General features: G+C 73.4%; 11 protein-coding genes. 3 read left to right on the top strand and 8 right to left on the bottom strand.

Translation table 11 applies throughout. The annotated features are described in order from the left end of the window. Positions 1 to 78: 78 nt before the first annotated feature. On the bottom strand, positions 79 to 225 hold the full coding sequence (locus tag ACFV0G_RS04165; RefSeq protein WP_380541272.1) for a hypothetical protein: 147 nt from the start codon (positions 223 to 225) through the stop codon (positions 79 to 81). A 71-nt stretch (positions 226 to 296) separates the two neighbouring features. After that, a complete protein-coding gene (locus ACFV0G_RS04160) occupies positions 297 to 1,400 on the bottom strand; it encodes a glycosyltransferase (RefSeq protein ID WP_380541269.1) in 1,104 nt (367 codons plus the stop codon). A gap of 262 nt (positions 1,401 to 1,662) precedes the next feature. On the opposite strand from ACFV0G_RS04160, the gene ACFV0G_RS04155 reads away from it, so the two are divergent. Further along, positions 1,663 to 3,162, top strand: a complete 1,500-nt coding sequence (locus tag ACFV0G_RS04155; protein WP_380541266.1) for a hypothetical protein — start codon at positions 1,663 to 1,665, stop codon at positions 3,160 to 3,162. Positions 3,163 to 3,174: 12 nt separating this feature from the next. On the opposite strand, the gene ACFV0G_RS04150 is transcribed toward ACFV0G_RS04155, so the two are convergent. Together ACFV0G_RS04150 and ACFV0G_RS04145 are read right to left on the bottom strand one after the other, a co-directional pair. Further along, positions 3,175 to 3,657: a hypothetical protein gene (locus ACFV0G_RS04150; protein ID WP_380541263.1), complete on the bottom strand. Its 483-nt coding sequence runs from the start codon at positions 3,655 to 3,657 to the stop codon at positions 3,175 to 3,177. Positions 3,658 to 3,884: 227 nt separating this feature from the next. Next, complete coding sequence (locus ACFV0G_RS04145) at positions 3,885 to 4,316, bottom strand: hypothetical protein (RefSeq protein WP_380541260.1); 432 nt, start codon at positions 4,314 to 4,316, stop codon at positions 3,885 to 3,887. 206 nt (positions 4,317 to 4,522) lie between these two features. Here ACFV0G_RS04145 and ACFV0G_RS04140 point away from each other — a divergent pair, with 206 nt between their 5' ends. Further along, the gene (locus ACFV0G_RS04140; RefSeq protein WP_380541257.1) at positions 4,523 to 4,774 is read left to right on the top strand and encodes a hypothetical protein; all 252 of its coding nucleotides are present in this window, start codon (positions 4,523 to 4,525) and stop codon (positions 4,772 to 4,774) included. 76 nt (positions 4,775 to 4,850) lie between these two features. On the opposite strand, the gene glnA is transcribed toward ACFV0G_RS04140, so the two are convergent. Continuing rightward, a complete protein-coding gene (gene glnA / locus ACFV0G_RS04135) occupies positions 4,851 to 6,212 on the bottom strand; it encodes a type I glutamate--ammonia ligase (protein WP_380541254.1) in 1,362 nt (453 codons plus the stop codon). A 220-nt stretch (positions 6,213 to 6,432) separates the two neighbouring features. Here glnA and ACFV0G_RS04130 point away from each other — a divergent pair, with 220 nt between their 5' ends. Then, entirely contained in the window at positions 6,433 to 8,187 is a 1,755-nt protein-coding gene (locus ACFV0G_RS04130) for an NAD+ synthase (protein WP_380541251.1), read from the top strand. A gap of 21 nt (positions 8,188 to 8,208) precedes the next feature. On the opposite strand, the gene ACFV0G_RS04125 is transcribed toward ACFV0G_RS04130, so the two are convergent. From ACFV0G_RS04125 to ACFV0G_RS04115, 3 genes are all read right to left on the bottom strand, one after another. Further along, the gene (locus ACFV0G_RS04125) at positions 8,209 to 8,775 is read right to left on the bottom strand and encodes a maleylpyruvate isomerase N-terminal domain-containing protein (protein ID WP_380541248.1); all 567 of its coding nucleotides are present in this window, start codon (positions 8,773 to 8,775) and stop codon (positions 8,209 to 8,211) included. Positions 8,776 to 8,918: 143 nt separating this feature from the next. Further along, a complete protein-coding gene (locus ACFV0G_RS04120) occupies positions 8,919 to 9,923 on the bottom strand; it encodes an endonuclease/exonuclease/phosphatase family protein (protein WP_380541245.1) in 1,005 nt (334 codons plus the stop codon). 121 nt (positions 9,924 to 10,044) lie between these two features. Further along, a partial coding sequence (locus tag ACFV0G_RS04115; protein WP_380541242.1) for a TetR/AcrR family transcriptional regulator occupies positions 10,045 to 10,712 on the bottom strand: 668 nt, incomplete at its 5' end.

Raw genomic sequence — 10,712 nt, 5'->3', positions numbered from 1 at the left:
GGGTGGGGGGGGGGGGGCGCGGGGGGGGGGGGGGGGGGCGAGGCGGCGGCCGCCCCCGCCCGCCCCCCGCGGGCCCGGTCAGCGGCGCGGCAGCAGCCGCATCACGGCGACACCCGCCATGGTCAGCGTGAACGCCGCCACCAGCAGACCCATCGAGTTGACGCCGGTCGCGGCGAGTGTCCCGCCGGCGCCGGCCGCACCCCAGGTGGGCAGCTTCCCGTACATGTCTTCCTCCTCAGCTCCGCCGAACGGCGGCACGTGGTGATCCGGTTGACCTGCGTACGACGGTGCGCCGGTTATGTGGCGCACCATCGCTGCTCCCTCTTCCATGCGAACCTCCAGAGCGCCTGGACGTAGATGCAGTGCTGGATGACGTCGTAGACGAGTTCCACGACCAACGTGAGGATGAGGAGATGGGCGCGCCAGCCCGCCCGGCGGGCCGCGACGATCTTCTCCAGGACGAAGACCAGCCCGACGCACGCCCAGAAGGCCGACACCCGGGGCCAGCCGAAGAGCAGCGTGGTGAGCAGCATGTAGCCGAGGTACATGAACATGAACAGCACCGAGACGCCCATCAGGAACTGGCGCAGGATGTACGGCGCGGTGACCCTGGTCCAGCCGTAGTCGCGCAGGTTCTCCAGGGCGCCGCGCTGCCAGCGCAGCCGCTGCTGCCACAGCCGCGGCACGGTCGGCATCACCTCGGTCTCCACCTCGCAGCCGGGCGGGGACACGGTGCGGTAGCCGAGGGTGCGGACCGCCTTGGTGATCTCGTCGTCCTCGGTCAGCGAGGCGACCGAGTAGTAGCCGTCGCCGCCGCCGAGCCGGCCCTCGCCGCGGGCCCGGCGGATCTCCCGCAGCACGCCGGCCCGGAAGAGGCTGGCGGTGCCGGTGAGGACCTCGGCGCGGTAGCGCTTGCGGGCGATCGAGGTGGCGTAGCGGTGGAACTCGATCCGCTGCAGGGCGCCGAGCAGGCCGCCGCCGGGCTCCCCGTAGAAGATCCCGCCGACCCCGCCGACACCGTCGGCGGAGGCGTCGATCGCGGCGCGCAGGAAGCCCGGCTTGAGCGTGGTGTCGGCGTCCTGGACGAGGACGAGGTCGGTGTCGGCGAGCTGCGGTTCGTACCGGGCGAGGGCCTGGTTGAGCGCGCCGGCCTTCTTGTCCCGGTTGTCCGCGGTCGCCATCACCTCGGCGCCGAGGGTGGCGGCGATCAGCGCGGTCTCGTCGGTGCAGTTGTCGCAGACCACCACGGTGCGGGTGGGGGCCGGGGACTGCCGGCGCAGTGCGGCCAGTGCGGCGGCGATCCGCGAGGCCTCGTTGTGCGCGGGGATCAGGGCGAGGATCACCGGCCCGGGGGCGGCCGGGGTCGGCTCGGCGGGGGCGGGTTCGGCAAGGACGTTCATCGCGCCCCGATCACAACGGCGTGGACGGTGGGTGGAGCGGCGGGGAGAGCCGCCGACAATCCTGAGATTAGATGCAGACCTGACATATCGTCGCGGCGCGAACTGTCCGCGTCCCGACAGTTCACCCGCGCAGGCCAACCCGCTGCTCCGAGCCGCCGACAGCACCCGAACGCCGGTGTGGCGCCGGGGTCGGGACAGGACGGCGGACGGTTATCGTGACGGCGTTTCGGACGGTCGACCGGCACGAGGGCAGGCGGCGCACATGGTGAGACTGCGGACCCGCGCGCCCCTTCTCGGGGTCCTGCTCCTGCAGGCGGTCCTGACGGTGGGTCTGGCGCGGTCGGCGCAGAGCGCCGAGGCCGCCTCCCTGTACGGCGGGCACCGCCTGCTGGACGACCTGTTCGCCGACCGGCCGCTGGACGACAACTACGACGCGTACTTCCCCGGGCTGCCCTACCTGTACCCGGTGGCCGCCGCCTGGATCGACGGCGGCGGCGGGCTGGCCGCCGCCCGCGCGCTCAGCCTGGCCTGCGCGCTGGCGGCGACCTGGCTGGTGCACGCGACGGCGGCCCGCCTCGGGGACGAGCGCTGCGCCTTCTTCGCCGCGGCGCTGTTCGGCCTCTCCGCGCCGGCCCTGTGCAGCGGCGACCTCGCCACCCCGGACGCGCCCGCCCTGCTGATGCTCGCCGCCGCCCTCTTCTGCGCCGTCCGCTCCGCCGACCGCGAGAGCGCCTCGACCCCGGCCCCGGTGTTCGCGTTCCTCGCCGTCGTCCTCGCCTACCCGGCCTGGCTCTTCGTGCTGCCGGTGGCCGCCGCCGAGACCGCCCTCGCCGCGCCGCTGCTGGGGGTGCGCCGCGCGCTGCGGCGCGGTGCGCTCTTCCTGCTGTGGACGGCCGTCCCGGTCACCGGGGTGCTCTTCCTGACGGGGTGGTACGACCGCAGCAGCATCCTGAGCGGCATCGCCGGGGCGCTCGGGCGCGGCGGCGGCCAGTCCGCCGCGGAGGTCGCCGCGTGGGCGGTCGACTGCACCGGCGCCGTCACACTCCTCGGCCTGCTCGGCGCCGTCCGGTACGCGCGCACCGCCGACCCCGTGCACGGCCGGCCGGACGCCACCCGCACGGCACTCGCCGCCGTACTGGCCGCCGGAGCCCTGCTCGCCCCGCTCGCCGCACTGTGGCACCGCAGCGCCGGATCGCTGGAGACCCGCGGCGCCTTCGGACTGCTCTTCGCGGCCCTGCCCGCGGGGCTGCTGCTCGGCCGGCTCACCCGCCACCGCACGCGCTCGGCACTCCTCGCCGTCGGCCTGCTCGCCACCGCGGCGGCCACCGCCGGCTGGGTCTCCCAGGAACTGGTCGCCGGCCACCCGGACGCCCGGGCCCTGACGGCCTACCTGCGGCCGGACGCCGACCCGCCGGCCGCCATCCTCGCCGAGAACGCCGTGCTCCCCCGCTACTACCTGTACCCCGACCCGGTGCACGCCGCGGTGGTCAGCACCTCCTACATGCTCCCGTACACCACCGCCGCCGGCCGCCGGCTCACCGGCCCGGCCGCCTACCGGCAGGCCATCGAGGACCGCCGCTTCACCCGGATCGTCTTCGACTACCGCGAGTCCCCCGAACAGAACCGCCGCCTCGCCGCCCTGCTCGCCCCGAACGGCTACCGGCTGGCCCGGACCTTCCCCTTCCACGACACCGCCTACAGCGCCGTCCCCTTCGACTTCCCGAGCACCGACGGAGCCTTCGCGGTCTGGGAACGGCGCTGAGCCCCGGGCCGGTCAGGGGGCCTGGACGCAGGTCCTGCCGCGGGTGGTCGGGCCGGAGAGGTAGGTGCCGGAGGCGGGGTCGCCGCCGACGGTGAGCATGTCGATCCCTCGGCGGCCGCCGGGCCCGTAGCCGAGTTCGGTGAGCTTGCCGCAGAGCACCTGGGTCTGCATCCGGCCGGTGCCCTGCACGACCGTCACCATCAGGGAGCGGTGCGGCAGCGCCGCGTTCCCGGTCTGCACGACCACCGAGCCGTAGGCCACCGAGGGCAGGCAGCGGACCTCGTCCGGCAGGTCCTCGACGGAGGGCTCGGCCGACTCCCCGCCGGGTCCCTCGTCGCCGTCGGCCAGGCGCGGCGCGCACGAGGCCGGGGCGGCGGTCGGGGGCGGTGCGGGACGGCCCGCGCTGGGCGCACCCCCGTCGCCCGTACCGCACCCCGCCACTGCCGCCAGCGCGGCCACCGCCGCCGCGGCCGCCATCGACTTCCGTACGCGCATCTGCCCTGCCCCCATGTCCCACCCCGAATCCCCGCGATGATCATACCGGCCGATATCAGTACCGATCGACCGTCACTGAGCCCGACGGCCACCGCAGTTCATGACGGCGGCGCGCTGAGCGATGGAGGTCTCGCGAGGGCACGGCGGAGATCGTGCGGGGCGGCCCGGGAGCCGGGGAGCAGTAACGGGCCGGTAAGGCCGGCAGTACTCACGGCACGCGCGGCCCGTCAGGGCAGTCTCTTGGTCGTTCCCGCGCACAGCGCCCAGATCACGAAGACGTCGATCGCGATCAGCACGATCGCCCAGAACGGGTAGTGGGGCAGCCACAGGAAGTTGGCGATCATTCCGAGCCCGGCCACGACGACACCCACGGCCCGCGCCCACACGGCGTCCCCGCCGCCGAAGAGTGCCGTCCCGGCCAGGACGAGAACGACGCCGAGGATGAGGTGAATCCACCCCCAGCCCGTGCTGTTCATCGAGAACGTGTAGTGCCGGGTCGCCACGACCAAGTCATCGTTCGCGATCCCGGCGATCCCCTGAAAGACCGCCATGATGCCGCCGAAGAGCAGCATGATCGCGGCGAACGTGGTCCATCCGCCCGCAAAGGCCCGCTCGACGGTCCGACCACTCCGGCCATTCCCCGTGACACCACCGGCCATGGCACGGCCTCCCTCGACAACGCAACCTGTCACCCACCCGGGCAACCTGCGCGGAGACTTCCGCCTCCAGCCTGCCACGCACCCCCGCCACCCCGCGAGGGCAGGACCGGACGGGGCACCTCCGCCCGGCACACGGGGGCGCCACCGGGCAGCCACGCAGGTCACGCCATCGACCAGGGCCCGGTGACCCCGCCCGGTGCCGGGCGATGGTGGACGCGGCCGACGGGTGCGGCGCCGGCATCTTCGCGGCTCACCTCGCCGCGTTCCCGCCGCAGGACGTGACGCTGCCCCGGCTGACGCCCGGCGGTCCGCCCGTGACCGAGCGGCTGCTGTTCTCGCGTCAGCAGGGCGGCCCCGTGCGGCGGAGCGGCGTCGGCACCTGCGCGTGGAAGCCCGCACTCGCGACCGCGGGTGCGATCCCCGGCCCGGGGACGGCCCAGGAAGGACAAAAGCCCTGAAAACGCGCCTCGGGCCAACGGATCGCATCCGCTGGCCCGAGGGGCTTCTTGCGTTTCAGGCCGCCCTGACCTGCGGTTACAGCACCTGGAGGTTCTTGCGCAGCTCGAACGGGGTGACCTCGGAGCGGTACTCCTCCCACTCCTGGCGCTTGTTGCGCAGGAAGAAGTCGAAGACGTGCTCGCCGAGGGTCTCGGCGACGAGTTCGCTGCGCTGCATCAGGTCGATGGCCTCGCCGAGGTTCTGCGGCATGGGCTGGATGCCCAGGGCGCGGCGCTCGGCGTCGGTGAGGGCCCACACGTCGTCGTCGGCGCCGGGCGGGAGCTCGTAGCCCTCCTCGATGCCCTTGAGGCCGGCGGCGAGGGTGACGGCGTAGGCGAGGTAGGGGTTGCAGCCGGTGTCCAGGGAGCGGACCTCGATGCGGGTGGAGCCCTGCTTGCCGGGCTTGTACATCGGCACGCGGATCAGCGCGGAGCGGTTGTTGTGGCCCCAGCAGATGTACGAGGGGGCCTCGCCGCCAGCGCCGGCGGTGCGCTGGGAGCCGCCCCAGATGCGCTTGTAGGAGTTGACCCACTGGTTGGTGACGGCGGCGGTCTCGGCGGCGTGCTTGAGCAGGCCGGCGATGAACGAGCGGCCGACCTTGGAGAGCTGGTACTCCGCACCGGACTCGTGGAAGGCGTTGCGGTCGCCCTCGAAGAGCGAGACGTGGGTGTGCATGCCGGAGCCGGGGAAGTCGGAGAACGGCTTGGGCATGAAGCTGGCGTGCACGCCCTGCTCCAGCGCGACCTCCTTCATGACCAGGCGGAAGGTCATGATGTTGTCGGCGGTGGAGAGCGCGTCCGCGTAGCGCAGGTCGATCTCCTGCTGGCCGGGGGCGCCCTCGTGGTGGGAGAACTCCACCGAGATGCCCATCGACTCCAGCATGGTGATCGCCTGGCGGCGGAAGTCGTGGCCGACGCCGCGCGGGGTGTGGTCGAAGTACCCGGACTGGTCGGCCGGGATGGGCGCGGTGCCGTCGCCCGGGAGGTTCTTCAGCAGGAAGAACTCGATCTCCGGGTGGGTGTAGAAGGTGAAGCCCAGCGCGGAGGCCTTCTCCAGGGTGCGCTTCAGCACGTAGCGCGGGTCGGCGAAGGACGGCGAGCCGTCCGGCATCATGATGTCGCAGAACATCCGGGCGGTGCCCGGGGTCTCGGAGCGCCACGGCAGTATCTGGAACGTGGTCGGGTCCGGCTTGGCGATCATGTCGGACTCGTAGACCCGGGCGAAGCCCTCGATCGCCGAGCCGTCGAAGCCGATGCCTTCCTCGAAGGCCTGCTCCAGCTCGGCGGGCGCGACCGCGACCGACTTGAGGAACCCGAGCACGTCGGTGAACCACAGCCGGACAAAACGAATGTCACGCTCCTCGAGCGTGCGAAGCACGAACTCCTGCTGCTTGCCCATGGGGACAGTCTCACCTCTGCTCTTTACGTCCGTGTTACGCGCGTGGCCCGCGGCCCCGGCCCGAACGGCGGCTGGGTCCCATCATGGCGGATCTTCGCCCGGATGCCGACACCCGGACCGCCCGGCGGACGCTCCCGAGGCACGCCCGGGACGCGCCCGGAATGCCGCCGGAACGCCCCCGGCCGAGACATAGCGTCAGATAGACGATTACACTCGGGACATGCCCAATCTCCGTCTCGCCCTGAGCCAGATCGACCCCTGGGTCGGTGACATCGCCCGCAACAGCGATGAGGTGGTCCGCTGGACCAGGCAGGCCGCCGAGGCCGGCGCGCAGCTGGTCGCGTTCCCCGAGATGGCCCTCACCGGGTACCCGGTGGAGGACCTGGCGCTGCGCGGCTCCTTCGTCGAGGCGTCGCGCACCGCGCTGGTCGAGCTCGCCGCCCGCCTGGCGGCCGAGGGCCTCGGCGAGCTGCCGGTGGTGGTCGGCTACCTCGGCCGGTCCGCCGCGGACCACCCGCGGCTGCACCGCCCGGCGGGCTCCCCGCAGAACTGTGCCGCGGTGCTCCACCGCGGTGCGGTGGCGACCCGGTTCGCCAAGCACTACCTGCCCAACTACGGCGTCTTCGACGAGTACCGCTACTTCGTCCCCGGCGACCAGCTCGCGGTGGTCAACCTGCACGGGGTGGACGTGGCGCTGGCGATCTGCGAGGACATCTGGCAGGACGGCGGCCGGGCGACCGCCGCCGGCGAGGCCGGGGCCGGCCTGCTGCTGGTGGTCAACGGCTCCCCCTACGAGCGGAACAAGGACGACGTCCGGCTGGAGCTGGTGCGCCGCCGGGCGGCCGAGGCGGGCTGCACGCTGGCGTACCTGAACATGGTCGGCGCGCAGGACGAGCTGGTCTTCGACGGCGACTCGCTGGTGGTCTCGGCCGACGGCGAGGTGCTGGCGCGGGCCCCGCAGTTCGAGGAGCAGCTGCTGGTGGTCGACCTGGAGCTGCCGGCCGCCGCCGCGGAGCACACCGACGGGCTGATCTTCAGCGACGGGCTGCACCTCGTCCGCACCGAGCTCGGCGGCGAGGAGCTGCCGGCCCCCGCGAAGGCGCCGGCCGCCGAGGTCGCACCGCGTCTGGACGACGAGGCGGAGATCTACGCGGCCCTGGTCGAGGGCACCCGCGCGTACGTGCACAAGAACGGCTTCCGGTCAGTGCTGATCGGCCTGTCCGGCGGTATCGACTCGGCGCTGGTGGCGGCGATCGCCGTGGACGCGGTCGGGGCGGAGAACGTGCACTGCGTCTCGATGCCCAGCCGGTACTCCTCCGAGCACTCCAAGGACGACGCCGCCGAGCTGGCCCGCCGCACCGGACTGAACTTCCGCACGGTGCCGATCGCCCCGATGTTCGACGCCTACATGGCCGCGCTGGGGCTGACCGGCCTCGCCGAGGAGAACCTGCAGTCCCGGCTGCGCGGCACGCTGCTGATGGCGATCTCCAACCAGGAGGGGCACATCGTGCTCGCGCCCGGCAACAAGAGCGAGCTCGCGGTCGGGTACTCGACGCTGTACGGCGACTCGGTGGGCGCGTACGGGCCGATCAAGGACGTCTACAAGTCGCTGGTCTTCCGGCTGGCCCGCTGGCGCAACGAGGCGGCGGAGGAGCGCGGTGAGGTGCCGCCGATCCCGGAGAACACCATCCTCAAGCCGCCCTCCGCGGAGCTGCGGCCGGACCAGGTCGACACCGACTCGCTGCCCGACTACGACCTGCTGGACACCGTCCTCGACCTGTACGTGGAGGGCGACCAGGGGCGGGACGCGATCGTCGCGGCCGGCTTCGCCCCGGAGGTCGTGGACCGGATCGTGCGGCTGGTGGACACCGCCGAGTACAAGCGGCGGCAGTACCCGCCGGGCCCGAAGATCTCCGGCAAGGGCTTCGGCCGCGACCGCCGGCTGCCGATCACCAACCGCTGGCGCCGCGGCTGACCGGGCACCGGAGGACAAGCCCTAGCCCAGTGCGGCCTGCCAGACCCAGGAGGTGCGCCGGGGCCGGCCGGGGAGTTCGGCGCGGCCGGTGCACCAGAGCAGCACCGCCGCCGGCTCGCCGGCCGGGGCGTCCGGGAAGAGCCGGGCCAGGACGGCCGCGCAGAGCGGTTCGGGCGGTGTCCAGCCGCCGCCCAGCCCGCGGGTGATGTCCCAGGTGTGCAGCAGGATCTCGGCGGTGCCCATCGCGGCGAAGCCGGTCGGGTCGGTCGGGCCCCAGTGCCAGGCCCGGTCCTTCGGGCGGCCGGTGGCCAGTGCGGCGGCGAGCAGCCCGCCGCAGGCCCGCACCACGTCCAGCACCTCGGCGATCGGGGCCTCGGGCCGGACGGCCAGGTCGAAGGGGAGGTAGCCGTCCTGCGGGCGGGCGGCGAGCTGCCCGGCGTACGCGAGCAGGTCGTGGGCGATGTGCACGGCCGTCTCGCGGCAGGTCCAGGTGAGGCTGCCCGCCCGTACCGACCAGTCCTCGTCCTGCCGGGCGGCGAGCACCCGCAGTGCCTCGGTGAGCGCCCGCTCCACGTCCCGTCCGTCCATGCCTGCCATTGTGCCGCCGCCGGGGCCGGCCCGGCGGGTCCGCGCGGGCCGGGGCGGCGGACCTGGGACGTGTCTTCAAAGGCCTACGGATTGCACATAGGTGCCCCTGATTCGACCACCCGAGTGCCCTGTGAAGACAGCTCCTAGTAGCGGTAGTCGGCGGTGATCGCCCGGTGATCGCTGCCGTCGGCGGGCAGCACCCGCGAGTTCGTCGGCCGCAGGCCGCCCTTGCTGAGGATCTGGTCGATCCGCGCCATCGGGAAGGCGGCCGGCCAGGAGAACCCGAAGCCGTCGCCGGCGGCGCCCTGCGCGGAGCGCATCTGCGAGGTGATGGGGGCCAGGCTGCGGTCGTTCACGGTGCCGTTGAGGTCGCCCAGCAGGATGACCTTCTTCAGCTGCTCGGCCTCGATCGCGTCGCCGAGGGCCTGGGCGCTGACGTCGCGGCGGCCGGCGGTGAAGCCGCCCTCGGACTTCAGCCGGACGGACGGCAGGTGGGCGACGTAGACCGCGAGCGGCCCCGCGGGGGTGGTCACCTGTGCGCGGAAGGCCCGGGTCCAGCCGATCCTGATGTCGACCACCCGCACGTCGGCGATCGGGTAGGTCGACCAGAGGCCGACGGTGCCCTCCACCGCGTGGTACGGGTAGTGGGCGGCGAGGCCGGCGGAGTAGGTCTTCACCGCGCTCGGCGACAGCTCCTCCAGGGCGACGATCGCGGCGCCGGAGCCGTTGAGCAGCCGCAGGGTGCCGGCGTTGTCGCTGTTGGCGGCGGCCACGTTGTGGGTGAGCACGGTGAAGTCGCCGGAGCCGGAGCTCTTGTCGGTGAGCAGGCCGCCGAACAGGTTGAACCAGATGATCACCGGCAGCAGCACGGCGGCCAGCGCGGTCGCCGAGCGGCGCCACAGGCCGGCGGCGACCAGCAGCGGCACCGCGAGGCCGAGCCAGGGCAGGAAGGTCTCCAGCAGGCTGCCGAGGTTGCCGACCGCGTTGGGGATCTGGGAGTGCAGCGCCAGCAGCACGGCGGTCAGTACGGCGAGGCCGGAGGTGACCCAGCCGCGCCGCGGGTCGAGCCAGGTCCGGCCGGCCTCGGGGGCCGCCGGCGGCTCCCCCGCGTCCTCGGTCGCCGTCACTGCCCCGTCCGCCTGAACCATGCGCCCCGCTCCTCGTACCGACCGTGCCGTCCGGCCGACGCCGGATCCGGTCGGATTCTCGGCTCAGCCTATGACGGCACAGACGCCGCGGGGCCGCCGGAAGGTTGCGGCACGCCCCCGATCAGCGCGGATGCCCTTCGGACGGCCGTGCGCCGACCCCGGTCAGCACCGCGTCGACCATCTGCTCGGCGAGCTTCGGGTCGTCCAGCGGGGCCTCGTCCCAGAGCACGGAGCGCAGCAGGATCGGGCCGATGACGACCTCGCAGACGAGCTCGACGTCGAGGTCGTCGCGGAGCACGCCCTCGGCGATGCCGCGCCGGATGATGGTGCGGGCGAGTTCGCGCCGCGGCTTGACCACCCGCTCCTGGTAGGCGTCGCGCAGCTCCGGCCAGGCGTTCATCTGGCTGAGGGCGGACTTGAGCATCCAGCGGGAGCGCTTGGCCAGGCCGCGCCGGCGCATGAAGTCGACCATGTTGACCAGCTCGTCCCGGACGCTGCCGCCGGCCGGCTCGGGGGTGGGCTCCTCCAGCCGGGCGACCACGTCGACGAGCAGGGCCTCCTTGTTGGGCCAGCGCCGGTAGATGGTGGCCTTGCCCACGCCGGCGGCGGCGGCGATCCGCTCCACGGTGAGCTCGGACAGGCCGGTGCCGGCCTCCATCAGCGCCTCGACGGCGCTGAAGATGGCCTGCTCGGCCGCCTCGCTGCGCGGGCGGCCCCCCCCCCGGGGGCGCCGCGCCCCCGCGCGGGCCGGGGGGGGGGGGGGCCGCGGGCACACAGTGGGGGTGGGGT

The organism is Kitasatospora sp. NPDC059571 (assembly GCF_042735675.1).
GTDB lineage: Bacteria > Actinomycetota > Actinomycetes > Streptomycetales > Streptomycetaceae > Kitasatospora.
This window is presented reverse-complemented; position numbering and strand designations above follow the sequence as displayed.

Excerpts from the sequence above, each read along its gene's own strand:
- glnA (WP_380541254.1), bottom strand. The coding sequence starts at position 6,212 with ATGGGCAAGCAGCAGGAGTTCGTGCTTCGCACGCTCGAGGAGCGTGAC.
- ACFV0G_RS04165 (WP_380541272.1), bottom strand. The coding sequence starts at position 225 with ATGTACGGGAAGCTGCCCACCTGGGGTGCGGCCGGCGCCGGCGGGACA.
- ACFV0G_RS04160 (WP_380541269.1), bottom strand. The coding sequence starts at position 1,400 with ATGAACGTCCTTGCCGAACCCGCCCCCGCCGAGCCGACCCCGGCCGCC.
- ACFV0G_RS04120 (WP_380541245.1), bottom strand. The coding sequence starts at position 9,923 with ATGGTTCAGGCGGACGGGGCAGTGACGGCGACCGAGGACGCGGGGGAG.
- ACFV0G_RS04125 (WP_380541248.1), bottom strand. The coding sequence starts at position 8,775 with ATGGACGGACGGGACGTGGAGCGGGCGCTCACCGAGGCACTGCGGGTG.
- ACFV0G_RS04140 (WP_380541257.1), top strand. The coding sequence starts at position 4,523 with ATGGTGGACGCGGCCGACGGGTGCGGCGCCGGCATCTTCGCGGCTCAC.
- ACFV0G_RS04130 (WP_380541251.1), top strand. The coding sequence starts at position 6,433 with ATGCCCAATCTCCGTCTCGCCCTGAGCCAGATCGACCCCTGGGTCGGT.
- ACFV0G_RS04145 (WP_380541260.1), bottom strand. The coding sequence starts at position 4,316 with ATGGCCGGTGGTGTCACGGGGAATGGCCGGAGTGGTCGGACCGTCGAG.
- ACFV0G_RS04150 (WP_380541263.1), bottom strand. The coding sequence starts at position 3,657 with ATGCGCGTACGGAAGTCGATGGCGGCCGCGGCGGCGGTGGCCGCGCTG.
- ACFV0G_RS04155 (WP_380541266.1), top strand. The coding sequence starts at position 1,663 with ATGGTGAGACTGCGGACCCGCGCGCCCCTTCTCGGGGTCCTGCTCCTG.